This window comes from Limisphaera sp. VF-2 (assembly GCF_049537125.1).
GTDB lineage: Bacteria > Verrucomicrobiota > Verrucomicrobiia > Limisphaerales > Limisphaeraceae > Limisphaera.
On record NZ_JBMVQY010000002.1, the window covers coordinates 106,749 to 132,857 of the forward strand.

Below are 26,109 nucleotides of genomic sequence, written 5' to 3' on the forward strand. Positions count from 1 at the left end.
ATGGGCGATGGCATGACGATTGAACCGGAATGGAGTTCGATTGGTCCAACCCGCCCTTCGCTCTGAACAGTTCTTTGACTCAACGGGAGATCGAAGAATCCTTTGAAGATCCGTTTGCCGTCCGCTTGATGCCCGATTCGCCCCGCTTCGCCAAGCAGGCCCGGTTCTTCAACCTGGGCATGTCCGCCGCGGGGCGGGGCATCTTCAGCGTGTACCGCACCAATGGCAAACTGATCCGCGTGATCTTCGCTCGCCCGTTCGAGCCGGAGGAGCAGTTTTTTTACCAGCGCAAGATGCAGGAGAGCCTGAACCTGTAGAGCCCGCCGCAGCCAGGGAGGCGCGGGCCGAACAACTCTAGGTCGCCATGCGCACGTTTACCTCGTGGGAAGAAGTACCCCTCTTCGACAGCGAAGAGGCAGAGGCCGACTTTTGGTCGGAAAACCGACCCGATTTGCGCCTCATGGAAGGCGCCGTGGCCGGGAGCGGCGATCTCACCGAGTCCGTGACCATCACGCTGCGCATGGACCCGCGCATGCTGGCCCGGATCAAGCGGCTGGCCCGATCCCGGTACCTCAACTATCAGAGCATGATCAAGCAGTGGCTCAGCGAACGCATGGAGCAGGAACTGCGAGATCGCGGCCCAAACCGGCATCCATGAAAGCGCATCGCACCATGACGATGGCCCGCAGGGCGGCCTTTACGCTCATTGAATTGCTGGTGGTCATTGCCATCATCGCCGTGGTGGCCGGGCTCATTCTGCCGTTGAGCGCCGCCATCAAGGCCCGGGCCATCCGATCCAAAGCTCAGGCCGAGCTCGAACAGATCTCCCTGGCCATCGAGGCCTACAAGGACCATTACGGCCAGTACCCGCCCGACAACCCGGGCAACCCCGTCATCAACCCGCTCTACTTCGAACTGCTCGGGACGCGATATCTCCCGGACACACGCGTGTATGAGACGCTCGATGGCACCGTGCGAATCCGGGACACCGACGCCGCGTTCAGCGCGGTGTTCGGGACCGTGGACGGCCGGCCCGCCCTGCGCGGCTTCCTGAATACCACGAGGGCTACGGATCCCGATGACGCTGCCCGGGCGCGGTCGTTCCTTACCCAGGTGAGGCCCGGCCACTACCGGGAGGTGACGCTTGGAGGGCAAACCGTGCGCCTTCTGACCTGCTCCGTGAACTGGCCGGATACCCACCCTTACCAGCCCATCCCAACCGCGCCCGGGGTCAACCCGTGGCGATACGTCTCCCAAAACCCAACCAACAATCCCGGCGGGTTCGATCTCTGGGTGGATGTGCTCATCGGGGGCAAGACGAACCGCATTTCCAACTGGAGCCAAAAAGTGCAAATCGTGAGCCAACCCTAACCGTCAACCGCTTTTGCGTCATGTGTTTCGCCCTTTTCCAACGTATGCGGCAGGCCTCCAGACGGTCCGTCCCGGTGGCCTGGTACCAGACGAGGTGGGAACCTCCGGTTTGCGGGTTTCGTTCGGCCGGATCCCATTCGCGGCGGCCCGTGCCCGAGCCGGGTGCTTGCCCCGGGACCCTTCCCGACCACGGCGCGTCGTTCCGACGGTGTGCGCCGCGGCGAAGGTCCTACGAGGTCCGAGCACGGGGCTTCACGCTGGTCGAGTTACTGGTGGTCATTTCCATCATCGCCATTTTGGCGGGCCTCTTACTTCCCACGCTCGGACGCGCCAAACGCCAGGCCCTGGTGAAACGCGCCCAGATGGAAATCGCGGATTTGGTCCAGGCCATCCGACAATACGAAACCATGTACAGCCGCTTTCCCACGTCCACCGAAGCCCAACAAGCCGCCGCGAAACTCAACCCGCCTGACGACTTCACTTACGGCGGCCAGTTCCGGACGCCCGTGGGGGTCATGAACATTGGCACGCCCGGTTACACGGCGGGTGGCCCGGGCGTGGCCAACAACGCCGAGGTCATGGCCATCCTCATGGATGTGGAGTCGTTCCCGTCGGCGACCCCCCAGGTCAACCAGGTCAATGCCGGGCATCGGCGGAACCCTCAGCGACAAAAGCTGATCAACCCCAAGATGGTCAGTACGACCACCGACCCCGGCGTGGGCCTGGATGGTGTGTACCGGGATCCGTGGGGGAACCCGTACATCATCACGATGGACCTGAATTACGACGAAACCGCCCGGGACGCCTTCTATCGCACTGCCCAGGTTTCCGCCGACCCTGCCAATCCGGCCCGTGGCCTGAATGGACTGCTCCGCAAGACCGTCGCAAACCAAACCTTTTATGAATACAATGGCCCCATCATGGTCTGGTCGGCCGGGCCGGACGGCATGGTGGATCCGAATCAGAAAGCCGACCGGGGCGCCAACCGGGACAACATTCTGAGCTGGAAGGAATGATGAGGCCGGCCGAACGACAGTCGTCGAGTCACAGCAGCCTTGTTCGGCATGACTGGAGCCGCCATGGCCCGAACGGGTTTACCCTGATCGAGCTGCTGGTGGTGCTCAGCATCATGGCCGTACTGGCTGCCCTAACCGTCCCGGCCCTGAAGAACTTCGCTCAGGCAGAGGCCCAGGTCTCCGGCACACGCCATCTCATGGACGAGCTCGGCCGCGCCCGCCAACTGGCCATCAGCCAGCGCACGACCGTGTACATGGTCTTTGTCCCGCCCGAATTCTGGAGCGATGCGAGCGCCCCCGGCAACGCGGCTGCCTGGCAAAGCCTGCCCTCTGAAGAAAAGGCCAGGGCCGAAAAACTCTATGACAAGCAACTCATCGGGTACAATTTCATCACCGTCCGGAGCGTGGGTGACCAACCCGGGGCACGGAATCCTCGTTACTTGACCGCGTGGCGGACCCTGCCCGAGGGTGTTTTCATTCCTCCTTGGAAGTTCCAGTACAACGGGCCCCGGGTGCGGATCTACGATCCGGCGCCTCCGCTGCCACCCCGGCGCGTGTACGAAGTGGCGCCCTTCCGATGGACCACCCCCGACATGGGAATCCCGTTCCCTTCCGCCACGGGTTCGACCAACTTTCGGCTTCCTTACCTGGCCTTCAATCACCTGGGCCAGTTGGTATCCGAAGTCGAGCCGGGCGGACTGCGGGACGCTTACATCCCACTGGCCCGCGGGCGAGTATCGGCAGCTTACACCCGTGAGGGCGCGCCCTTGCAACAACCGCCCTCGGTGACCGAGCGTCCTCCGGGCAACAGCACCAACGCGTTCAATTTGGTTTGTATCGAATGGTTGACCGGTCGCGCGCGTGTCATTCGGCAGGAGGTGCAATGAGAATCGGTCGGCCAAGCATGAACCCGTTGGGGCGGAGCCCCACCGCGAAAAACGTCCGCGGCCGGAGGCAGGCGGCGTTTACCATGGTGGAAATCGCCCTGAGTCTGGCGATCATTGGGTTCGCCCTCGTGGCCATCGTTGGGGTGCTCCCTCTGGGTTTGCAGGTCCAGCGCGAAAACCGGGAGGAAACGGTGATTCTGCAGGACGCCCAGGTCTGGCTCAGTGCGATTCGTGCGGGGGCCCGCGGGTATGATGATCTGACCAATGCGGTTGAAACCATCACGGTCCACTGGGCCGACTGGAGCATGAACGGCACCCTGCTCGGGCAGGGACGCGACCTCTACACCCGCACCAATTCCGACATTACCAGCATTTCTCCCCCTCCGTTTCTTCCCCTGACCAACGGGTATACGATTGTAGGTGTTCTGAGCACGCCACGGTATGTTTATCTGCCCAACGTTTTCCAACCCGTGGCCTTCCGCAGCAACTACGTGGTGGCTCATGTGCGCGCCTTCAGCGGGTCGGCGGTGGAAAAGTTCCCGCAGCGGGATCCGGCGGTGGAGGAACTGGCCTTTCGGTATCGCATGGTTTCGGAAGTCATGCCCTACACGCATTGGGACACCAACTGGATTGCCTTCGATGCGACCGGCTTGTCCCCTGCGGAGATGGTCCAGCGCTCCAATTACTGGTGGGTAACCCGGAACCTGCACGTCAACCTGCACGAGGTGCGGCTGCTTTTCACCTGGCCCCTGCGACCCAACGGCCAGACGGGCAACGGTCGCATGGTGTTCCGCGGGGCCGTCAGCGGCGTGCGCAGCAATGCAGGCCCGCTGAACTTTTTCCACCCGGGCACCTTTGCGAGGTACCCATGAAGGTCACGACGCACCAGCCTCGCCCACGGCGATCAGCCACCGCCTTGCCGAGAGCGGCTCGCAGGGGGTTTTCGCTGATCGAAATCCTGCTGGTCACGGCCCTCCTGGCGGTGATCGTCCTCGGTCTGGTCGCGATGTTCGGGCAGACGCAACGGGCGTTCCGGGCCGGACTGACCCAGACGGACTATCTCGAGTCCGGCCGGCTGGTCACCGAGATGCTCGGTCAGGAGTTGGTCCAACTGGCCCCTTCCCGCCTCTCGGGAGTGCCCAACTTTTATGCCGAGATTCCGCCGCCGTTTGTGTATCAACCGCTTTACCAATCCCTTCCGGGCGACCAACGGCGAACCAATGTTTTGATGGACCTGTTTTTCCTGATCCAGGAAAACCGCCGCTGGCATGCCATCGGCTACCGGGTGGGCACGCCGGACGCGGGCGGCGGCACCCTGTTTCGGTACGCGGCCACGAATCTGGGTCCCGAGTCCTTGCGCGCGCAGTTGCTTCAGTTCATGAAGACACCCCTGACCAATTTCAACCGCGTGGCGGATGGGGTCGTCCATTTCCGCGTCCGCGCCTTTGACACCAATGGGGTCTGGATCACTCAGGACCTGCCCAACAATTTCAACCGGCACAAGACCGACATTCGCGCCTCGGGCGTGGTCCCGGGTGAAGTGGGCCTTTACGTGTTCAAGAGCAACGCCGTGCCGGCGGCCGTGGAAATCGAATTGGGCGTGGTGGAACGTCGCACCTGGGAACGGGCCGCGTCCATTCCCGACGCCACCGCGCGTCGCCAGTTTCTGGAACAACAAGCAGGCCGTACGCACCTGTTCCGTCAGAGGGTGAACATCCCCTCGGTGGATCCTTCGGCTTACCAATGAACCTGTCAGCAGCCAGACTCTCCCCTGTGCGAGAACTGCCCGCCTTGACCGCCGACGGGTCACCCCGACCGGCCGGCCTTGTTTGCCAACGGACCTCGCCCCGGGAGGCCTCGCGCCGGGGTGTGGCCCTGGTCGTGACGGTCATCATGTTGTCGGTCATTACGTTCCTGGCGGTGGCATTCCTGGTGCTGACCCGCCGGGAGAAAGGGGCCGTGACGACCAGCTCGGACCAGGCGCGGGCCCGATTGGCGGCAGAACAGGCCCTGGAGCGGGCGCAGGCACAGTTGCTGGCTCCCATCTTGGCGTTCACGAACCCGGCGCTCTACGACCTCCGTGTGTCCACCAATTACATCAATCCTTTGGGCTTCGATCCCCGGCAGAGCCCGCGCGGACAGATCCTGCCCCCGGCCCGGCACTGGCTGACCAACGTCAGTTACACCTACGCCAACGGCGCGCCACTGAACGTGGACGATTACCGTCAAAACCTGGCCAACCTTTATTACGACCCGCGCCCTCCGGTCTTCGTCACCAATGCCAATGGGACCGTGGAGTTTCGCTACTACCTGGACCTCAATCGCAATGGCAGATTCGACACGAATGGATGGCAACCCGTCATCACACCTTCTGGCGGGTATCTGGCGTGGGACGGAACGGAAACCACCAGCCTCAGCAACGCCGTGTTTCAATTCATGGTGGGAGATCCCGAGTGGATCGGGGTGCTCGAACGGCCCGACCGACCGCATTCTTCGACGAACCTGTTTGTGGCCCGCTATGCCTGGCTGGCCCTGCCCGCGGGCAAGACGCTCGACCTCAACGCGATCCACAACCAGGCCAAGATGTTGAATCCGCGCTGGGATGGCTTCGTCCGCAACATGGGCGTGGCCCCCTTCGAAATCAACCTCGCGGCGTTCCTGGCGGACCTGAACACCAACCTGTGGAACTTGGGAAACTTGCCCGGATTGGAAGAGTCGTATCCGGCGTCGGTTCCGTATTTGTACATCACCAACCTCGCGCAGCCGAGCCGTGGGACCGCCTTTGAGGATGCGGTCGCCCTGCTGAGTTACCGATACAACCTGAGCTACAACAACCTGCCCTCGGTCAGCCAGTGGTTCGGCCCCGCAGGGACCCTGTTCTTCAGCACGAACCGGATCGACGACCTGTTAAACGGTCCGTTGCTGACCGGGGTGCATTTGCCGCCGATCGACAATGACGGATTGCGGGTCAACTTCGCCTGGCCCGGCGCGGAGAATCCCCGGGCGTTTTTCAGCATGCAGGATCTCTTCGATAAAACCAAAACCTCGCCGGCTCAGCCCGATTTGTTCAGCTTTACCGACCGTCTCCTGGCGGTCTCGGCGAAAACCAACACCTATGACCGCTACACCTTTTACCGGTTGTTGCAGCAGTTGGGGACCGACTCGGAACCCGTGCCGCCGGAGCGCATGCATTTGACCTTCGACAACTTGACCACGGCCAACCCGGTTTCCGGGGTCTTCAGTCCGACCAACTATTATCCGTGGCGTCCCCTGGCGTTCTTTACCAACGCCGCCGATCGCATGTTGCGCGCGTACACGGCGGAATGGCTGCGCAGCAGCCCCGCCGACTACCTGTTGACCTATGGCACCAACCAGCCGTTCGGCATCACCAACATCCCGGTATGGATCAGCAACCGCTTCGTGTACACCCCGGCGGTGAACCGGCTGCTGCAGTTGGCCGCCAACATGTACGATGCCCAGAACACCAACCGATTGCCGTCCGTGTTCCGACCCCTCTTCAGCCGGCAGGGGCCCGATGTGTTCATCACGGGCTACGAGCAGGTCGTGGGCGATCCCACGCCGTACCTCCTGCCGCCCGTGGAGCCCTCGGAGGTGGGCCAGGGCTCCAACCTGCGCGTCAACGTGTACGGGGTGCCCTGGATCCTCGGGGCCAAGTCGGGCCTGCCCAATTTCAATGAATTCGCCATGCAAACCGTGTTCGAGGTGACGCGGAAAGTGAAGATTCGAAAGCCTTCGGTCAATGCCCATCACAGTCAGTTCCAGACCAACCAGCTTTACATCGTCAGCCTGACCAACGCGCTCGCGGTGGAGTTGTGGAATTCGTATCGGGTGGACTTTACCAATCCCGTGCACATTCGGGTCGTTGGGGACGTGACGATGGTCCTGACCAACGAGTACGGACTGATGCGGCTCAACTCGGGTGCCGTGCTGAGCAACCGTATTCCGTTTGTTGCGGTTACGAACCTGGTCCGGTGGCCCGGATACCGGGCGTTGCAAAGCCCCGAGCCGGCGTCGTTCGTCATCCCGGTTCGAACCAATATCACCTTCGTGCCGCCGGCCTTTTGGGAGAACAACTCCCCGAACCTGAACACCAACTTGCTGGGATTCCCCAACATCCCCGGCTTCCCGCTGCCCCGTTTTGGATTGCTCGTGCAGGCACGCTTGCGGGCGATCATCCAGTTGGATGGGCCCAGTGGACCGATCCTCGACTATGTGCAGTTGAACGGACTCGACGAACTTCGGGATCTTGCAGAGGAATTCAGCCGCACCCGCACGGATGATCCCAACGGCCTGGCATGGGGTTTGTTGTGGGACACCAATCGCATCGGTGGGAATACCGTCAACCATGTCACCCGCGGCATCAATTATCAGATCCGAATCTCTCTGGGTGACTATGGTGGCAATACGGTGGACTGGTTGAACTACGGGCTCCCGCCGCGGATGAGCCGCGAGTGGGAAATCGACTCTTTCCGGGCCTTTCTGGGACTGGCTCCGCTGCGGTACGGAGGCCTGGTGAATACCAACCTCGAACAACAGGTGCCCTTTACCCCGTCGCGTCGGATCTCTCGCCACCATACCTGGCAGGCGAACGATCCCCTGGTCCACGCCATGGCCTCGGACTTGCGTTACTGGCCGGCGGAGGAGGAGCTTCGCGATGAATCCATTCGTCCCGGCGTGCCGGTCCAGTTGCTGGAAAACATCGGTCGCTTGAACAACCGTTTCCGCCCCTGGGGCGGCCATCCGCTGGGTAGCACCGACCCGCGGGCGTTCGACATGGCCTTGAAGGATCCGGGCGTCCGGGCCTCGGACGACTGGGAGTTCCCCACCAACTCGCTGCCCAATATCGGTTGGTTGGGACGAATCCATCGTGGCACCCCGTGGCAAACGGTGTACCTGAAGGCCGGCAACATCTTGGCCGACGACGCCGGACGCACGTATTGGAGCAGGGATTGGACCGGCAACACGAATCTGTTCGACGCCATCAATGCGGCTCCGGTTTATGATCGGTTGCTGTTCGACCTTTTCACCACCGATTACGACTTGGTCTCGTCGCGGGGCAAACTTTCGGTCAACCAGACCAATCTTGCAGCCTGGTCGGCCATCTTCAGTGGCGTCATTGCGTTGACCAACAGCCTGCCCGACGACGAGGTGCGCTTGCGGTGGTTGCGAGACCCGCAACGGGGATGGCTCGCGGAGCATTACCAACCCTTCGTGATCGCCCCCGCGGGGATCTACAATCCGTTCAACACGAACACCTGGTCGCCCGTGGTCCGCCTGGTGTATGGCATCAATCAGACGCGGTCCAGCACGAATCTTTTCCCGCGACAGGTGTTCGAGCGGACGGGCGACATCTTGGCCGTGCCGGAACTCACCGACCGTTCACCCTTTTTGAACTGGTCCGCGTTGCAGCTCCAGTACGGATTGACGGATGCTGCCGTGGAACGATTGCCCCAGCAGATTCTGGGCCTGCTGAAGATCGACCAGCCTCGGTTCGTGATCTATGCGTACGGCCAGGCACTGCGGCCGGCGCCCAATAGCCGGATCGCCAGCGGTCCCTTCGCCGGCATGTACGACAACTACCAGATCACCGCGGAAAGCGCGCTGCGAGCCGTCGTGAGGATGGAAGGCACGCCGGAAAACCCGCGCATGGTTGTGGAACAATACAACTGGCTGGGCCCGGACTGAGGACTTCCGGGCGCCATGGATGGAAATGCTTGCTTGCAAATGCGGCTGCTTGTGGGAGTTTGAAAACGCCAAGGATTGAGGAGGCTTATGCGGGCGCGACCGTTCATCTGGTTGGCGGCAAGCTTGACGCTCTTCGCAGCGTCGTTGGCAATCTGGCGTTGGGCCGAGCGAGCCCGCGGAGCGGTCCCGCCCGCGAGCACCGGCGCTGCCGCCTCTTCAGCCCCCCAGGTTCTGGATGCCACGCCCCGCGCGTTGCGGCTGAGTTTCGGTGACCGTCTTCTGAGCAGCACATCGAGCTCGGGGCCCGCCCTGCCTTCCCGCAAGGAACTCCGGCTGCGCAATGCCAGCCATTTGCCCGAAACATGGCTGCGCCTGCCCACGGCCATCCTGCTGGAAAACGCTCTCGTGGACACGGCCGCAGGCCAGCCGCCGGCCATCCCGCCCCATCTTCAGGCACAGGGAGATCCCGGTGCCTACATTGTGCAGCGCAAGGGGGAGCTCACCGCCGCCTTCCAGGCACAACTGCGCGCGATGAACGCGGCCGTGGTGGCGTACATCCCCAACAACGCCTATTTGGTGCGGGCCTCGCGGGAAGTGGCGGAGCGGCTCCGGTTGCATCCGGACGTCCAAGCGGTTCTGGCCTATGAGCCCTACTACAAGCTGCGGGGCGAACTCTTGCCACGCGCAGTGATGCGGGCGCCCTTGCCGTTGGGCGAACGTCTCCACGTGGCGGTTTTCGAAGATGCGCGCGCTCAGGTCTCGGAGGCACTGACCGGCTTGGGAGCTCGCCTGGTGGCCGAGGAGCCGTCGCCGTTCGGTCCCGTGATGATCGTGGAACCGCCTCCGGACCGATGGTTGGATTTGGCGTTGCTTTCCGGGGTGCAACTTCTCGAGATCGCCACGGACCGGGTCCCGGCCAACGACTTGGGCCGGGTGACGCTCGGCGTGGCTCCGACCCCGGTCGCTCCGGACAACTGGTTCGGGCTGACGGGAACCAACGTGCTGGTCAATGTGAACGATTCCGGCGTGGACGCCACCCACCCGGATCTGGCGGGACGGATGCTGGCGTTGCGACCCGAGGACTTGAGTGATCCCAACGGGCACGGCACCCACGTCATTGGCACCATTGCCGGCACCGGAGAGATGTCCCCGACCGTGGCCAACGCCAGCGGATCCCCCATGCCGGCCGAGCCCGGACAGTTCCGAGGTGTGGCGCCGAAGGCGCGTGTGTTCGTCCAACCGGTACTGATGGAGCAGCGGCCCGCACGGGCGGGCGCCCGGCCGATCCTCCCCGATTCCGTGTTACAGGAGCAGGCGGCCCGGACCAACGCATTCATTTCGAACAACAGTTGGCACTACGGCGGCAACACCGGCTACGACCTGGCTGCCGCCCGTTACGATGCCGCCACTCGCGACGCGCTGCCGGGTGTCCCCGGTTCCCAGCCGCTGCTGTTTGTTTTTGCCGCTGGCAACTTCGGGAACGGCAACCCTTCCGGCCTGGGGGGAGAGGCCGACTCCATCCGGTCTCCGGGCACGGCCAAGAACGTCATCACCGTGGGCTCGATCGAGCAACCTCGTCAAATCGACGCCGAGGTGGTGCTCTGCCGCCCCTTCGACACGGGGACCAACAACATTGAATTGTGTGTGACCAACACGCCCTGGCGGGAGGACACCGACAGCCGGGACCAGGTGGCGGCCATGTCCAGTCGGGGCAACACCGGCATCGGCGTGGAAGGCGAGTTCGGTCGATTCAAACCGGACGTGGTGGCGCCCGGCCAATGGGTGGTTTCCACACGCTCCCAACAGTGGGATGAAGACGCCTATTACAATCCCACCAACGTGTACGGAGACGAGTTCACCGGGCTCGTTGTCCCGCCCGGGGAAGTCAACCGGTATTCGGTGTTTGTGCCGTTCAATGCCGTTCAGCTCGAAATCGAATTGCTCCCGCACCCGGAATCGCCGGTGCCGTTTCCGGGGCTGCCGATTTTCGTCCGTGCCGGCGAGTTCCCCACGGCGGCCGACCTGGCCGGCACGAACCGGGTCTCCATCCCCCCGGACCTGACTCCGGACCTGTCGCCGCGGGACGTCAGTTGGAACATCGGCGTGGGCAATCCCACCGCCGTGGCGGTCACCTTCAATCTACGCATTACGCTGCGCACGACCAACGACCTCGGGAACGAGCTGGAAGTGCGCCGTCAACTGAACGCCACCCTGGCTCCCTGGTACCGGTACGAAAGTGGCAGCAGTATGGCGGCGGCGCATGTGGCCGGGACGCTGGCCCTCATGCAGGAGTTTTTCGAAAGCCGCGGCCGCACCAACAGTCCGGCCCTCATGAAGGCCCTCCTGATCAACGGCGCCCGATCCCTCAACCCCGTCTATGATTTTGAAGTCCGCACGCTTCACAACTACCAGGGCTGGGGCCGCGTGAACCTGCCCACGACGTTGCCTCCGGCTCTGACCAACACCACGCCTCCCAATCGAGGCGCCATGATCCTCTATGACCAGAATCCCACCAACGCTCTGGTCACGGGCGACCGCCATCTTCGGCGCCTCACTCTCACCGAAGCCGCCCGGGCCCTGCCCTTGCGCGTAACTCTGGTCTGGACCGACCCGCCGGGGAACCCCGTGGCCGGCGTGAAACTGGTCAACGACCTCGACCTGGTGGTGACCAATGTGGATACGGGCGAGGTTTATTTCGGGAACGACATCCCGGGCGGCAGCGACTTCAACCAGCCCTGGCGTACCAACGAACCTCCCACGACCGACATGATCAACAACGTGGAGAACGTTTTCCTGGCCCCGCCCCTGGGCACCAATTACGTCGTGGCCGTGATCGGCCGTCGCGTCAATGTGAATGCCGTCACCGCACACACGAACAACATCGCCCAGGATTACGCCCTGGTGATCTCCAGCGGCGACGGCGACCTGGAGGATGCCATCACGGTGACCGAACTTCCGGGAGCCAGCTCGACCAATGCCAGCTTTGCCGGAACCACAAACGCCTTCAACTTCACCCCGGAAACGACGCCGGGTTACACCGGGATGTTGTTACTGGGTCAGCGGGTGGGCGCGAATCCGGCGCTGTTGGGGATTACCAACGGACTTCCCTCGCAATGGCGGTTCTATGTGCTTACGAACACGCAGAATTACACCAACGCGGCGTTCATCACCTTCCTTCCGCACAACCTCTCCATTCCACGGATGGGGGTGAATGAAAACGAGCAGGAGAACGCGACGCGCCTGGAGGCCGATATCGATTTGTACGTGTCGCGCAATCCGGCCCTGACAAACCTCGACCCGGCAGCGCTGGCCACGGCGGACAAGTCGAGAGGCCGCGGGGGCACGGAGATCCTCGTGTACTCCAATGCCGCGCCGGGCGGGGTGTACTACGTGGGGGTCAAGGCCGAGGATCAGATGGCCTCGGACTTCGGTTTCCTGGGCGTGTTCAGCCTGCTGCCGTTCAGCACGCTGGAGGAGGGCAACCAGATCGTGCGTGGCTTCCCCGTGCCGACGTGGATTCCGGACGGCAGCCCGGCGGCCCCCGGGGCTGCGTACGTCTTCGGCGTGGCCACGTTCCCCATGCAGGTGCGGCGTGTCGTGGTGACGAATGCCCTGACTCATCAGAGCTTTGGCGATCTTGTGGTGAGCCTCCACCACGAGAATCGCTTCGCGGTGCTGCGCAATCATACCTACCCGGCAGTGCCGCCTCCCCTGACCGCATGGACCGTCTACGAGGATCAAGGCGAACGCGACATTCCCGGGGCACAGCGGACGGACGGCCCGGGCAGTTTGCGGGACTTCGTGGGTGAGCAGGCCGCGGGACTGTGGGTGCTCCAGGCCCTGGACGATGCACTGACACAGACGGGAGCGGTGCAGCACCTCTTCTTGCGGATCGAGCCGCAGCGGCTGGATGAGACGAATGCGTGGCGCGGCATCCAACCGTTCAGTTTCTTTTACGAGGTGATCGATGTGCCCGAGGATGCCACGAACCTGACCATTTGCGTGACCACGACGAACGCGCCGGTGGAGCTTTACGTGCGCCACGGAGACTTCCCCACGCGCCAAGTGTACGACCATTTCTTGGCGGTTCCCGTGCCCACGGCCTGCCTCAGCATCGGGCGCAGCAGTGTGCCCCCGCTGCGGGCGGGACGTTACTACATCGGCGTGTACAATCCGCAGCCCTTTGCCCAACATGTGCAGATCGTCGTCACGCTGGACCGGGACCCGCGCGGGATTGTGCCCTTGGTGGTTACCGCCACTGGAGAGACACCGCTGCTGGATGATGCGGTCACCAATGCGAGTTTGCTCGTGACAAACCGTGGCCGGATCGGCTCGGTCGAGGTGGGGGTGCGGATCGACCATCCGCGGGTGTCCGATCTGGCCCTTACGTTGGTCAGTCCGAAAGGGACCCGGATTTTGCTGAGCGAGGCGCGCGGGTGGGCGTCCACCGCCGGCATGGGGTCGACCTATCTGATTACGAATATTGTGCCGGTGCAGTATAGCGGCGGAGCAGAGGCGGTGACGAATGTAGTGGATCTGGGCATCAACCAGGGAACAGTAACCATCGATTACGATTTCTATCAGCTCCCGGATCGGCTCAAGGTTTATTACGAGGGACAGTTGCTCCATGATACCGGAATGATCAGCGGGGCTGGACGGATCCAGGTCGATTACGGGCCCGGGGCTTCCACGCTTCTCACCATCACGGTCAACGAGGGGGGAAATCCAGAAACCAACACATTATGGAAATACGTTCTCACCTCCATACGAGAAGTGCACAACTACTTGATCTTCACGGAAAACACCAATCTCGCCCCCGGTCCGATCAAGTTCATTGCTCCGCCGTTTGCCCCGCCGACCAATCGGACCGAAACCTTCTTGGGCGGGTTCGAGAGCGTGTCGCCCGGGTGGTATGATCCCGGGCAGGTGGTGGAGGGTTGGACGGTCCTGGAGTCGGGCCCCGTACAGGTGGTGAGCAACGCGGCTTGGGCGCATACGGGGGCTCAATTTCTGGCCCTGCACGACGGCGGTTTGGCGCGGACGCTGTCCACGGTCAGCGGCCGCCATTACATGCTCCAGTTCGCATCGCGCGCTGCGCCCGCGCTGGAGGGAATCATCAGCTGGTGGCCCGGGGAGGATGACGCAGTGGACATCGTCAACCGACAGAATGGAGCCTTCCTCGGAACCGCTGCGACGCGCTTTACCAACGGGGTGGTGGGCCGCGCCTTTGGCTTTGACGGCTCCATCGATGCCATCCGGGTGCCGGTGAGCGACCTTCTGAAAGTGCGGGACGCCATCACGGTCGACGCGTGGGTGTACCCTCTGGCTCACGGGGCCTTTCACGACATTTTGACGCGCTGGGGCGCCTTCGGCCTTGACGATCGGAGTTTTGGGCTCTCTCTGGATCCTCTGGGCCGTCCCTACTTCGTGATCAGCACGAACGGGTTCGATTGCTCGCCCACCCCGTGCATGGCCCGGGCAACGGCACCACTGCCGCTCCGGACTTGGACGCATCTGGCGGGCACTTATGATGGTCAGTACATCCGCCTGTACGTCAACGGCGCGCTGGCGAGCGAGGTCCTTCTGCCGGGTTCGATCTGGCCCGGGAACAACGACCTGGTGATTGGCGGAGAGGTCTCCAATAACACTCTCTTGTCTCCCTTTGCCGGTTACATCGACGAGCCAACGCTGTACGGGCGTGCACTGACGGCTGAAGAGGTGCGCGCCATCTTCGAGGCCGGTGCGCGCGGCAAGTGTGGGCTGCCGAATCCACCGGCGGTCTGCGGCGGAGAAACCCGGTTCGCGGCCGCAGTGGCCGGGATTGTGACCAATGTGATCTACAACGCCTCGACCAACTGGGTCACCAACATGCTCTCCTTCCAGGCGCGGGGGCCGGCAACGACGATTGTTCTGGAATCGCCGCCCCAGGGTTCGCGCATCTGGCTGGACACCTTCACGCTGACGGAGTTCCCGAGTCCCATGTATGCATTGCCCGAGGAATCGCTGCGTGCACTGACCGGCGAGGAGGCCTTCGGCGAGTGGAAGCTGGAGATCTGGGACATGCGCGCGGGTGCCACGAATGTGCAGCCGGTGTTGCTGAGCTGGCAGCTCCGCTTCGTGTTCCAGAACGAGACTGCGTTGCCGGATCGGCTGGCCACCGGCCAGGCGTTGACGAATACACTGCCGGCCGGTCAAATGCGGTTCTATACGGTGGACGTGCCGGATTGGGCCCTGGCGGCCACCAACCAGCTCCTCGCAGCCACCCGGCCACTCAACCTGTGGTTCAACCAGAGCCAGCCGCCTTTTGGCACCAATGCCGGCGATTACCTGCTGTTGTCCCAGGTGACCGCCGGCAGTGTGACGCTCACACCCGGCAGCGTGCCGGCCCTTCAACCCGGCACCCGGTACTATCTGGGAGTGCAAAACACCAACACCAACGCAGTGACCTACAGCCTGCGCGTGGATTTCAACATCACGCCGTTGACCAACGGTGTGCCCCTCTACGGCGTGGAACCGCCGGGGCGGGGACCTCGCTATTTCAGCTTCGTGGTATCGCCCGCTGCGGCGGCGGTGGTCTTCCGGCTCGCGGAGCTGACCGCGAACGCAGATCTCGTGGTGCGGCGCGCCCCGGATTTGCCGAACCTCTTGTCCTTCGACTACGGCAGTTTCAACCCCGGCTTGGCGGACGAGGAAATCGTCATCCTCACCAATTCGGCCCCTGTCCCGTTGCGGCCGGGCGTCTGGTTGCTGGGACTCTTTAACCGGGACACGGCGCCCGCAGAGTACACCCTGCTGGCTCAGGAGCAGGCGTGGGCGCGGCCGATCATCACCTTGACCAACGGAGTGCCTTATTCGAGCACGGTGCCCGCCGACGAGGTGGATTACTACCGGTTCGTGGTCCCGGCAGACGCGGCCCGGGCGCAATTCGAGATTCGACAGCCCGGTGCGGATGTGAATCTTGTGCTCCGTCGCGGTTGGCCGCCGGCCACGATGGCCAACTTTGATTACCTGAGCGCAAACCCCGGCCGTAGTGAGGAGTACATCCTGGTTCTGAGCAACAGCGATCCCGTACCGCTGGCTCCGGGCGAGTGGTATGTGTCCGCGGTGAGCGCAGATGGCGTGCCGGCGTCGTACAGCGTGGTTGCCACGGCCTGGGCCGTAACCGGCCGGCCGGTGGTCATCACCTCCGTTTCCGCCACCGCGACGAATCTTTGTCTCACCTGGAGCTCGCTGCCCGGCGCGCGGTACTTCGTGGAAGGCGTGGAAGCCCTGGACGGCAGCTCGTGGACGCCGGTCTCGTCCACGTTGACCGCCACCTCGACGAATCTGCAGTGGTGCATCCCGTTGCCCTCGGAGTACTCCTTCTTCCGAGTGGTGGAGGGCATTGTGCCCGAACCCTGATTCCCAAGCCACGCCCGACGGCCCGATTGCGGTGGCTTCATCGCGCAAGGTCGTGATTCTGTGTGCCAATCCCGCCCTGGATGAGGAATGGGAAGTGGATGGGGTCCGCCGGGAGGAGAAGAATCGAGTCCTTCGCAAGCGGCAATGGGCGGGAGGCAAAGGGGTCAACGTGGCGCGATGGTTGGGGTGGCTGCGGGTTCCCGCGCGCCTGGTGCTTCTGGCGGGGGGAGAACCCGGGCGGACGTTGCTTCAGCTCCTGCGCAGGGAGGGGATTCGGTATCATTGCATTCCCGTGAGTGGCGCTACGCGAGTGAACGTGCTGGTGACGGATCCCCGGGGGCGCCAGTGGCGGTTCAATCCGGAGGGCCCCAGGGTCGGCCTTGCGGAGTGGCGGTCGGCCGTGGCAGCTGTGGTAGAAGAACTGCAGCGAAGTTCGTTGTTGATTCTTTCCGGAAGCCTGCCGCCGGGCGTTCCCGCTCGGGGCTATGCAGAGCTGGTGCGGCGGGCGCGGCGTATGGGCGTACGGGTGGTCTTGGATTGCGATGGGCCGACCCTCAGGCATGCCGTGCCGGCCGGTCCCTTTTTGGTCAAGCCCAACGAGGCCGAACTGAGGGAATGGGCCCGGACCTTCTTCCGCGCGGAGCTGTCCCTGAAAGATGCGGCCCGGCGGATGTCCGAAATGACCGGGGGTTGGGTGCTGGTCTCGCGGGGCGGTCGGCCGGCTCTCTTGGTGCACGCCCGGCTCGGGATCGAAAGGGCCATGAGACCGCCGCATGTCCGCCCGCGCAACCGGTTGGGGGCCGGGGATGCGTTGGTGGCCGGAGTTTGCCGGGCGATCCTCCACGATGGTCCTCCGGACAGCTGGCTGCGGTCGGGTCTTTTGGTGGGTTCGATGGCCACGCAGTATCCGGGCGGGGTGTTGCCGCCGCGCGCGAGGTTGAAGACGGTTCTGCGGGCCGCGGGAGGCTCGAGACCCCTGTGAGTGGAGAGGGCAGGGGTCTTTTGCCGGGGGAGGCCGGGTTCCAAATCAGCGGTGGCGGGGCGGGGGATTCGGTGTAATGTTGGAGACGTGAGGCGTGTGCGTGTGTGGGACCGAGCCGTTGGCTATCTGGGTTGGATCATGGGTGTCTCGCTGGTGAGTTGTGCGCCGTTGGATGAGCCGCTTTCCATGGTGGACCTGCGTCGGCGCATGGTGGAGGAACAGCTCAAGGCGCCGGGCCGGGACATTACGCATCCACGCGTGCTTCGGGCCATGGAAAAGGTTCCCCGGCACGAGTTCGTCCCGGAGGCGCTTCGCGCCCAGGCCTATGAAGATCGCCCCCTGCCCATTGGCTACGGCCAAACGATCTCGCAGCCGTTCATCGTGGCCTTCATGACCGCCCAGCTGGATCCGCAGCCCGGAGAGAAGGTTCTGGAAGTGGGCACCGGATCGGGCTATCAGGCAGCCATCCTGGCCGAGCTTGGGGCCCATGTGTACACGATCGAGATTCTGGAGCCGCTGGCCGAAACGGCCGCCGCCACCTTGCGTCGGCTGGGCTACACGAATGTCCAGGTACGCGCGGGCGACGGTTATCTTGGCTGGCCGGAGGCCGCGCCGTTCGACGCGATCATGGTCACCTGCGCGCCGGATCACGTGCCGCAACCCTTGGTGGAGCAGTTGCGCGAGGGCGGCCGAATGATCATCCCGGTGGGGCCGCCGGGCATGCAACAATTGGTGGTGTTGCGGAAAAAGGAGGGGAAACTGGAACGGCGTGCAGTGTTGCCGGTGTTGTTCGTGCCGATGACAGGTCCGCGGGCCCAGCCTGTCAAACCCTGAAGGCGGCGATGGAGCTTTCAGCGCAACACGGCCCGTTCAGGTTTTGGCCCCAAGCCGGGTGCTTGCGCGCGGCGGGAGGAAACCGAAGATTCAGTAGCACGCCCCTTTGCCGGTACGGCGTCACGCTGCGGGCACCGGGTCAGGCGGTCGCCAGCGTGCTGAGGCGTGTGCTGAGACGGGATTTGGCGCGAGCCGCTGTGCGCCAATGAAGCACACCCGCCTGTACGGCCTTGTCGACGGCCGAGGTGTATGCCCGGAGGGCCTCCTCGGCGGCTTTGCGGTCGCCGCTGGTCAACGCCTGCAGGTAAGCCTTTTGCAGCCGTCGGACGCGGGTCTTGACTGCCCGGTTCCGGCGACGGCGTCGTTCACTCACTCGGGCTGCGCGTGCTGCCGATCTTGTATTGGCCATAGCAAAACGGTCTCAAGCTTGCTCCGGTCGAATTCAAGGGCGGCTAGGGTACACGGCGACTGGATGATGTCAACGCCCTGTTTGGGGGTTCTGCGCGATGCGCCCAGTGGGATCCGCTTGGGAAACCCACAAGTGCAGGTCGTATCTGGCCCCGACCTGGTCTCCGGACGGAACGGGTTTTTATCTCCCGGTCCCTGACCGGCGGAGGTGGCTTCACACGGCCGCTGGGGCCGCGGTCGCGCAATCGCCTTTTCCCGCCGAGAGCGACCGGGTTGACCGATTTGGATGGGACTCCGGCCATGTCTGCTTTCGGTGCCTGCCGGCGAGCCCGCGGGTGGATCGTCGGGTTTGGCGCCGGTTCCGAAAGAATTGATTGCCGCCGGGGCTGTATGTACGGAGAGGCGTCCGTCTCCTGAGCGGCGGAGCGGGACCTGGGTGCTTCTCCCGCAGGCACTGCCTGCCGTAGCCGAGCGCGCCATCGGATTCGGCCATGGCTTTCCCAGGGAGCTTTGGCGATCAAGTTGTCGCAAGGGTCTGGGGATCGCAGGCTTGTCGTGGGTCCCCACTACACGGCCCTGGACCGACGCTGGTGGTAAAAGTCTTGTGCGGCCCGGGCGATGGCTCGAATGTTTTCCGGGCTGACGCCCGTGGTGGTGGCACCGGCGAAGGACAGGATGAGGGGATGATTCCCCGCTGTTTCCAGGGCCTGCCACGCCGCCGCATAATTCGCCTCCGGAGTTCCTCGCACACCTAGGTCCAACGGCGGCACGTTCCCCATCAGGGTCATTCGGCCCTGAATCCGTTGACAGGCCTCTGCCATGGGGGTTTCCACGCCCCAGTTGAGCACATCGAATCCGGTGTCGGGAAGAAGATCCAGGCAGGCCTTCACGCTGGCGTCGTTGTGGAAGACCTTGACCCAATGCGGCGGGAAGGCCTCCGCGTAACGCTTGAGAAACGGATGGGCAAACTGCAGGTAATGACGTCGGCCGATGAAGCCGGCCAGGTCGTCGAGGACCAGGATGCCCTCGACCTGTTCGCCGAGCACTTGCGCCTGGGCTTGCAACCACTGAATCCCCAGCCGGGTGGTGAGCTCGAGCAACTGCAGGGTTTGCTCGGGATGGTCGATGATGTCCTCCATCAATTGTGTGACGCCGCGCACGAACGAGGCGATCGTCAACGGGCCCCGTGCTGCCACCACAGGGACACAGCAGCCGGCTTCGGCAATGCGGTGTTTGAGTTTTTCGTAGCGGTAGAGGCACAGGGCCATGAACCCGTCATGGACGGCGTCCGGGGCAGTGGCCTCGTGCAGCCGCTCGACCGCCACCGGCAGGGGTTCGACATCGGGGACCCGATCATCATGGAAACGCAACCGGGCCCCGAGGGCGGAAGGTTCGGCCCCCATGCCGACCTCGGACCACCAGGAAGGGAACCAGATGACTTCGGGAAAATCCTGAATCACGCGCAGGTGGCAGCGAAACCAGGTGTCCGGGTCGAAGAAGTAATCGCGATGGCGGACGCCGCAATACGGCGGGATCCAGGGGCAATCGACGATGAACGCGACGGGCACGGGGCCCTCGAGAGGCTGGCGTTTGGCGGCGGCCTTGAATCGCTGCCATTGTTCAGGACGCATAAGATTTGCGCAGGTGGGGAGGATGTCGGTTGAGGAGGTTGCTTGGGCAGACACGCAGCTTCGACGATTGCCGGACCGGCGGTGGAGGCATGGAGAGGACAGCCACGGTTTCCGAAGCCAGGTTGCAGGGTCGTCAGATATCCAGAGCCACACGCCGCGCCCAGGCGTCGGCTTCCAGGATCTGTTCCAGCGAGGGATGATCGATGACCCGGTGAGCGTCCATGGTGCGGCGGACGCGCTCGGGGATTTCGGCAAAGGACAAACGGCCCTCGGCAAAGGCGGCCACGGCGACTTCGTTGGCCGCGTTCAACACGGCGGGCAGGGTCCCGCCGATGCGGCCGGCGCGACGGGCCAGCTCGAGTGCGGGGAACCGTTCCGTGTCCGGGGCTTCGAACGTCAGTGTCCCCAGCTTGACAAAGTCGGTTTGGACGCGCGCGCTGGGGACCCGCTCCGGGTAGGTCAGCGCATACTGGATGGGCAGACACATGTCGGGCGTCGAAAGCTGTGCCAGCCAGGAACCGTCCACGAACTCGACCATCGAATGGACCACGCTCTGGGGATGGATCAGGACTTCGACCTGGTCAATGGGAATGTCGAACAGCCACCGGGCCTCGATCATTTCGAGTCCCTTGTTGAAAAGGGTGGCCGAGTCGATGGTGATTTTGCGGCCCATGACCCAACTGGGATGTTGCAGGGCGTCCTGCAATGTGATCTCGCGGAATCGCCACTTGGGCCACAGGCGTGCATCGCGAAAAGGCCCTCCGGAGGCGGTCAGCCAGAGCTTGCGCACGGAGCTGATCGGCTTGCCGTCCAGGCATTGGAAAATGGCCGAGTGTTCACTGTCGACGGCCAGGACGCGAACGCCGTGGGCCCGGGCCTCGCGCATGACGATTTCGCCGGCCATGACCAGGATTTCCTTGGAAGCCAGGGCCAGATCCTTGCCGGCGCGAATGGCCTCCAGCGCAGGTCGGAGCCCGGTGGTGCCCACGATGGCCACCAACACAATGTGGGCATCCGGGAGTGTGGCCAGTCGGATCAGTCCCTCTTCGCCACTGAAAACCTGACAGTCGGCGCCCAGGGCGGTCGCCAGGTCCGCGGCGGCCCGGGTATCGCGCACGCACACGGCCCGGGGCTGATACTGCCGGGCCTGTTCCAAAAGGCGGGAAATGTTGCTGCCGGCGGCCAGACCCACCACACGCAGGCGGTCTCGGAGGTCGCCCACAACCTTCAAGGCGCTGGTGCCAATGGAGCCCGTACTGCCCAGAATGACAACGTTCTTCATGGCCGCGTCAGGACGTGGCGCAAATACAAATACATCAACGGCGCATTGAACAACAGGCTGTCCAGAAGGTCGAGCAACCCTCCGATTCCGGGAAACCATCGCCCCGAATCCTTCACGCCCGCCTCGCGCTTGAGCAGAGATTCGATCAGATCGCCCACCACGGCTCCGGCTCCCAAAAGCAGCCCCAGGATCAGCGCGTGGACGCCATTCATGCCGGGAAGATGGTTTCCCAGCACGGCGGCCAGCGTCAAACTGGCAGCGGTGGACAGTCCCAGGGCGCCGACCAGACCTTCCCAGGTTTTTCCCGGGCTGAGCCGGGGTGCCAGCTTGTGGCGTCCGCAGAGGGAGCCGACGACATAAGCTCCGGTGTCGCTGAGCTTGGTGACGACGATGAAATAGAGCACGTAGTACTTGCCGAGGTGATCAATGCCCGGGAAGAAGTGGATTTTCTGGATGAAGTTGAGCAGCCACGGCACGTACATCAGGCCCAACAGGCTGACCGCCAGTGCCGGCAGGCCGTGACCGGTGGGGCCGGCCACGAGCAGTCGGACCGCCAGACCGAGCACAAACACGATGAGGAAACTGGTCTCGAAATCATTGACCCGCGCGGGAGTGCCGTGGATGCCGAGCTGGCCCGTGCAATGGAGAAAGGTCCCCACCATGAGCAGCAGTCCTCCGGCCAGACCACACCCGCGAAAGCACGGCAGCCCGCGTTTTTGGGCCAGGCCGTAGAACTCCATCAGGCCCGCTCCGGCCAGCACGACCATGATCGCGAGGAAGATCCATTGAGCCACCGTCGGATGCTTGGAAAACAAGGCCAGGAGGACCGCAGACCACAGGAGGACCGACGAGGCCAGCCGCCGGAGAAAGGTGCGCGTTTTCGCGCCGGGGCCGTTGCCCGGGGATGCGACGCCGGTGCCGAGAGGCGCTGGTGAGTCCGCGTTCATGGCATTGCCCTTCGGAGCGCGCCTGCTTCCGGCAGAAGAGCCAGTCTGCCGCGTCGGCAGGGGGAATCACTGCGGATCTTCAGTCGCATACCCGACAGCGACGGTTCGGCTTCCGGGTGTGTCGGCTCAGGAGGCCCGGTTGGGGTAGGGCGGCTTTTGAATCCTGGGCGGTGGGTTCTGCTTGAGCGCCTTCAGGACTTCTTGCACAGCCCGTTCCAGTTGCGGATCGCCGCCCCGGGCCATTTCTCCCGGATCGTCCACCACTTCGATATCCGGGTCCACACCGTAGCCCTCGATGATCCACTCCCCGGTCTTGCTGTAGATGCCGAAGGTGGGAACCGTGACGGAGCCGCCGTCGACCAGGGGCGGCGCGCCGGTGATGCCGATCAGGCCGCCCCAGGTGCGCTGACCGATCAGCGGCCCAAGGCCCGACTGCTTGAAATAGTAGGGGAAACAGTCGCCCCCGGAGCCGCTCCAGCCGTTGATGAGCATGGCCTTGGGACCGAAATGGGCCACGGGCGGCCAGGCCCAGTCGCGTCCGTCGCGCACGCCCCAGAAATTGCGGAGGGGTCGGTTCAGCAGTTCCACGAAGCGATCGGGAATCTGGCCGCCGCTGTTGAAGCGCTCGTCAATGATCAGGCCCTCCTTGGTAATCTGCCCGCGCCACTGGCGCACCAGCTCGGTTTGGCCGTTCTGGCCCGTGTCGGGGACGTAAATGTACCCGATGCGGCCGCCGCTGAGTTTTTCCACGCGAAGCCGGTTCTCGTGGATCCAGGCCAGGTGACGGAGACGCGACTCTTGTGCCAGATCGAGGGTTTGCACCAGGACCTGCCGGGCGCCTTCGAACACGGGCTTGTCGTTGACGGTGAGAAGCACCGGTTGCCCGGCCAGGCCTTGGAACGCGGCCCAGGGATCCTTGGCGGGGTCGAGAGGTTCTCCGTTGACGGCGAGAAGGTAATCTCCGACCTGCACGTTGGTGACACCGGGCTCGCGCAAAGGCGAGCGCACTTCCACGTCCCACGGGGCAGCTTCCAGGATCCGGGCGATTTGATACGCCCCGTTGGTCAGGACAAAGTCACAGCCCAGATAGCCCACGCCCCGTTCCGGGGGACGCTCCGTGTCGCCTCCACTCCGGTAGGTGTGCGAGGCGTTCAGTTCGGCAATCAGTTCCCCGATGATGTAGTTGACGTCCCATCGTGTCACGGCGTCCTCCAGCAAGCGGCCGTACCGTTCGCGCATGGCGGTCCAGTCCACGCCGTGGAGGTTGGGATCGTAGAAATAGTCGCGTTGCAGCCGCCAGGCGTCGTTGAAGATCTGACGCCACTCGGCCACGGGATCGATGGTGGCCTCGAGCCGATCGGTGGCCAGCCGTTTGTCCATGCGCTGGTTTTCCTTCGGCTCGATGAAGGCGTAGTTGTTGCCCTTGCGCACTAGCAGCCTGGAGCGGTCCGCGGTCAGTTGGAGATCGTCCGCGTCGTCGAGGATCCGTTTGGTTTCGCGTTTTTCCAGGTCGTAGTACTCGATCGGGCTGGCGGTGGCATCGCTGCCCAAGCGGGGGAGCCACCGGTAGATCAACTTGCCGGACACCGCGGCCAGGTCGTCGTAACGACCCGGTTTGGTGGGCAGGAGTACGACGCGCGATTCGAATCCCTCCAAATCGATTTCGACGGGTTTGGGCGCCTTGCCCGGAGCGGTGTCGGGCTTTTTCGCTGCAGCGGGCGCCGCGTTGGTGGTGCCGGAGCCGGCGCTCTCGGCCGGGGGTGTGTTCGTGTCGGCGAGGACAAGGCCGGCGGCAACCGGCGCGAGTTCTTCGGAGACCCCGGCGGGATCCATCCCGGTCCCCCCGGACTTGTCCTCCTTCGGTTTGTCGCCGTCCTTGGGCTTGTCAGCCTCCTTTTCTTTGACGGGTTCCTCGTCGTTGCGAGGCCCCACCGGGGAGGGGACGTCCTTCCGCAGCGGCACGGCGGCCAGCCGGGCGCCGTTGGCGTAAATCCAGGTGTTGTCCAGTTCGCTGTACAACGGGGCAAAATGCCGCGTGGTGCGGAAGAACAGGTATTTGCCGTCGGGATCGAACACGGGGAGGTCGTCGTTGTAGAAGCCGCTGGTGACCTGATGGCGGCGGTGGTTTTGATAGTCGTAGAGGACAATGGCGGTTTGCCGGTTTTCGCAGTCGGCGGCGTAAGCGATCCAACGGCTGTCGGGGGACCAGCTCACGCGGAAGCGCTGGAGCGCGCCGTGGTACATCCACATTTGCTGGTCGATGCAGCGGTTGGTCCGGGTGTCGAAATCGTACACCCAGATCTTCATGGCCTGATCGATCCAGAGGATCTTTTTCGAATCCGGCGACCACTGGGGTTGGTAGCGGAACCCGGGGCCGAGCCGGGTCAGCGTGCGCGGTTCGGCATTGGTGCCGGGGCCGGGCTCGGCAGGCAGGAGGGTGAGCTCATATTCGCCGGTGCGATCGCTGAAGCAGGCAATCCAGCGGCCGTCAGGAGACCAGGCGGGGAATCGCTCGGCAGACCCGGAATTGCGGGTGAGGTTGCGGATGACGCCGTGCTCGGCCGGCACGGAAAAGATCTCGCCGCGGGCCTCGAACAGAGCGCGTTTGCCGGAGGGCGAGGGCGCGGCATTTTGAATGAAGTTGGAGACGTTTTGGGCGCGCGGCTTGAGGGTGGCGCGGTCGGTGCGGACCGTAACGGGGACTTCGCGGGTTTGCTCCGTGCGCAAATCCAGCAGGTACAGGCGCCCGCCGCATTCGAAGACGATGTCCCCCGGGCCGATGCTGGGGAACCGCACGTCGAATTCCTTGAAAAACGTGACCTGGCGGAAGCGGTCCCGGCCGAAGTCATAGGCCCATATGTTGAAGCGTTTGTCGGGGCCGCGATCGGACAGGAAGTACAGCGTTTGGCCGTGCCACATGGGGATGGATTCTGAGGCGTCGGATCGTGTCAGATTGCGCGCCTTGTACGTTGCAAGATCGAAAAGCCAGATGTCGGGATTCATCCCGCCCCGGTATCGCTTCCAGGTGCGGAAATCCACGCTGATGGGGTGGTAGGCAAGGGTGCGACCGTCCGGCCCGATCGCGCCGAATTCGCCGTAGGGCACGGGAAGTTTCTCCGGCAGGCCCCCTTCGGCGGGAACTTTGTAAAGCTGGTTGAACCGATCTTTGTAGCTGGTCATGGTGGTGGCGTAGAGGAGGTGCTTGCCGTCCGGGTACCAATCCACCATGCGATCCGGCGCGCCGTGATGGGTGACGCGTCGGGGCAGGCCGCCGGACACCGGCATGACGTAGATGTCCAGGTTGCCGTCGTAGTTGCCGCTAAAAGCGATTTGGCTGCCGTCGGGAGAGAATTTGGGGAAGGACTCTTCACCCCGCGGCGAGCTGAGTCGGACGGCTTCGCCTCCGCTCTTCGGTACCAGCCAGATGTCGCCGGCATACACGAACACAATGTGCGTGGCCGAGACATCCGGCTGCCGCATCATCCGCGCGTCGAGCGCGCGCGGCGGATCGTCAGCGGCGCGGAGCGGGGTGAACGCAACGCTCGCGGTGGCGAGCACGGTGAGGACCAATCCAAGGTGCAGCATACAAGACGGGCCTGAATGTGCGTCAGGCAAAGGGGAAAAACCAAGCCCGGAAATGCGGG

General features: G+C 63.7%; 16 protein-coding genes. 11 read left to right on the forward strand and 5 right to left on the reverse strand.

Features of this window, described 5'->3' with window-relative positions; genetic code table 11:
- The first annotated feature begins 29 nt into the window (after nucleotides 1–29).
- From ACPDIT_RS07880 to ACPDIT_RS07930, 11 genes are all read left to right on the forward strand, one after another.
- Nucleotides 30–317, forward strand: coding sequence for a hypothetical protein (locus tag ACPDIT_RS07880; protein WP_423442652.1), 288 nt, complete (start codon nucleotides 30–32; stop codon nucleotides 315–317).
- A 47-nt stretch (nucleotides 318–364) separates the two neighbouring features.
- On the forward strand, nucleotides 365–658 hold the full coding sequence (locus ACPDIT_RS07885; RefSeq protein ID WP_423442653.1) for a CopG family antitoxin: 294 nt from the start codon (nucleotides 365–367) through the stop codon (nucleotides 656–658).
- Nucleotides 655–1,371 carry a type II secretion system protein gene (locus ACPDIT_RS07890; protein WP_423442654.1) on the forward strand — a complete coding sequence of 239 codons (717 nt, stop codon included), beginning with the start codon at nucleotides 655–657 and terminating at the stop codon, nucleotides 1,369–1,371. Before ACPDIT_RS07885 ends, ACPDIT_RS07890 begins: the two co-directional genes overlap by 4 nt.
- Nucleotides 1,372–1,520: 149 nt before the next feature.
- Entirely contained in the window at nucleotides 1,521–2,387 is an 867-nt protein-coding gene (locus ACPDIT_RS07895) for a type II secretion system protein (protein WP_423442655.1), read from the forward strand.
- Nucleotides 2,384–3,274 (forward strand): pilus assembly FimT family protein, encoded by an 891-nt coding sequence (locus ACPDIT_RS07900; protein ID WP_423442656.1) that lies wholly within the window; start codon nucleotides 2,384–2,386, stop codon nucleotides 3,272–3,274. Before ACPDIT_RS07895 ends, ACPDIT_RS07900 begins: the two co-directional genes overlap by 4 nt.
- A gap of 17 nt (nucleotides 3,275–3,291) precedes the next feature.
- A complete protein-coding gene (locus ACPDIT_RS07905; RefSeq protein WP_423442657.1) occupies nucleotides 3,292–4,146 on the forward strand; it encodes a type IV pilus modification PilV family protein in 855 nt (284 codons plus the stop codon).
- 44 nt (nucleotides 4,147–4,190) lie between these two features.
- A complete protein-coding gene (locus tag ACPDIT_RS07910) occupies nucleotides 4,191–5,021 on the forward strand; it encodes a PilW family protein (protein WP_423442658.1) in 831 nt (276 codons plus the stop codon).
- Nucleotides 5,018–8,980, forward strand: a complete 3,963-nt coding sequence (locus ACPDIT_RS07915; protein WP_423442659.1) for a hypothetical protein — start codon at nucleotides 5,018–5,020, stop codon at nucleotides 8,978–8,980. The genes ACPDIT_RS07910 and ACPDIT_RS07915 overlap by 4 nt, the downstream gene beginning before the upstream one ends.
- Nucleotides 8,981–9,067: 87 nt before the next feature.
- Entirely contained in the window at nucleotides 9,068–16,381 is a 7,314-nt protein-coding gene (locus ACPDIT_RS07920; protein WP_423442660.1) for a S8 family serine peptidase, read from the forward strand.
- 52 nt (nucleotides 16,382–16,433) lie between these two features.
- Nucleotides 16,434–17,363: a 1-phosphofructokinase family hexose kinase gene (locus tag ACPDIT_RS07925; protein WP_423442661.1), complete on the forward strand. Its 930-nt coding sequence runs from the start codon at nucleotides 16,434–16,436 to the stop codon at nucleotides 17,361–17,363.
- A 138-nt stretch (nucleotides 17,364–17,501) separates the two neighbouring features.
- Nucleotides 17,502–18,197 carry a protein-L-isoaspartate(D-aspartate) O-methyltransferase gene (locus tag ACPDIT_RS07930; protein WP_423442662.1) on the forward strand — a complete coding sequence of 232 codons (696 nt, stop codon included), beginning with the start codon at nucleotides 17,502–17,504 and terminating at the stop codon, nucleotides 18,195–18,197.
- Between the two features lie 139 nt (nucleotides 18,198–18,336).
- Here ACPDIT_RS07930 and rpsT read toward each other — a convergent pair whose 3' ends face one another.
- From rpsT to ACPDIT_RS07955, 5 genes are all read right to left on the reverse strand, one after another.
- Nucleotides 18,337–18,606 (reverse strand): 30S ribosomal protein S20, encoded by a 270-nt coding sequence (rpsT, locus tag ACPDIT_RS07935; RefSeq protein ID WP_423442663.1) that lies wholly within the window; start codon nucleotides 18,604–18,606, stop codon nucleotides 18,337–18,339.
- A 565-nt stretch (nucleotides 18,607–19,171) separates the two neighbouring features.
- Nucleotides 19,172–20,236, reverse strand: coding sequence for a uroporphyrinogen decarboxylase family protein (locus ACPDIT_RS07940; protein ID WP_423442664.1), 1,065 nt, complete (start codon nucleotides 20,234–20,236; stop codon nucleotides 19,172–19,174).
- Between the two features lie 133 nt (nucleotides 20,237–20,369).
- Complete coding sequence (locus tag ACPDIT_RS07945; protein ID WP_423442665.1) at nucleotides 20,370–21,518, reverse strand: 1-deoxy-D-xylulose-5-phosphate reductoisomerase; 1,149 nt, start codon at nucleotides 21,516–21,518, stop codon at nucleotides 20,370–20,372.
- Nucleotides 21,515–22,465: a phosphatidate cytidylyltransferase gene (locus ACPDIT_RS07950; RefSeq protein ID WP_423442666.1), complete on the reverse strand. Its 951-nt coding sequence runs from the start codon at nucleotides 22,463–22,465 to the stop codon at nucleotides 21,515–21,517. Before ACPDIT_RS07950 ends, ACPDIT_RS07945 begins: the two co-directional genes overlap by 4 nt.
- A gap of 126 nt (nucleotides 22,466–22,591) precedes the next feature.
- Nucleotides 22,592–26,023: a S41 family peptidase gene (locus tag ACPDIT_RS07955; RefSeq protein ID WP_423442667.1), complete on the reverse strand. Its 3,432-nt coding sequence runs from the start codon at nucleotides 26,021–26,023 to the stop codon at nucleotides 22,592–22,594.
- Between the last annotated feature and the right edge of the window lie 86 nt (nucleotides 26,024–26,109).

Bases quoted from the DNA above. Each gene is read 5' to 3' on its own strand.
- ACPDIT_RS07880 (WP_423442652.1), top strand. From the start codon at position 30: ATGGAGTTCGATTGGTCCAACCCGCCCTTCGCTCTGAACAGTTCTTTG.
- ACPDIT_RS07885 (WP_423442653.1), top strand. From the start codon at position 365: ATGCGCACGTTTACCTCGTGGGAAGAAGTACCCCTCTTCGACAGCGAA.
- ACPDIT_RS07890 (WP_423442654.1), top strand. From the start codon at position 655: ATGAAAGCGCATCGCACCATGACGATGGCCCGCAGGGCGGCCTTTACG.
- ACPDIT_RS07900 (WP_423442656.1), top strand. From the start codon at position 2,384: ATGATGAGGCCGGCCGAACGACAGTCGTCGAGTCACAGCAGCCTTGTT.
- ACPDIT_RS07905 (WP_423442657.1), top strand. From the start codon at position 3,292: ATGAACCCGTTGGGGCGGAGCCCCACCGCGAAAAACGTCCGCGGCCGG.
- ACPDIT_RS07915 (WP_423442659.1), top strand. From the start codon at position 5,018: ATGAACCTGTCAGCAGCCAGACTCTCCCCTGTGCGAGAACTGCCCGCC.
- ACPDIT_RS07920 (WP_423442660.1), top strand. From the start codon at position 9,068: ATGCGGGCGCGACCGTTCATCTGGTTGGCGGCAAGCTTGACGCTCTTC.
- ACPDIT_RS07930 (WP_423442662.1), top strand. From the start codon at position 17,502: ATGGGTGTCTCGCTGGTGAGTTGTGCGCCGTTGGATGAGCCGCTTTCC.
- rpsT (WP_423442663.1), bottom strand. From the start codon at position 18,606: ATGGCCAATACAAGATCGGCAGCACGCGCAGCCCGAGTGAGTGAACGA.
- ACPDIT_RS07940 (WP_423442664.1), bottom strand. From the start codon at position 20,236: ATGCGTCCTGAACAATGGCAGCGATTCAAGGCCGCCGCCAAACGCCAG.
- ACPDIT_RS07945 (WP_423442665.1), bottom strand. From the start codon at position 21,518: ATGAAGAACGTTGTCATTCTGGGCAGTACGGGCTCCATTGGCACCAGC.
- ACPDIT_RS07950 (WP_423442666.1), bottom strand. From the start codon at position 22,465: ATGAACGCGGACTCACCAGCGCCTCTCGGCACCGGCGTCGCATCCCCG.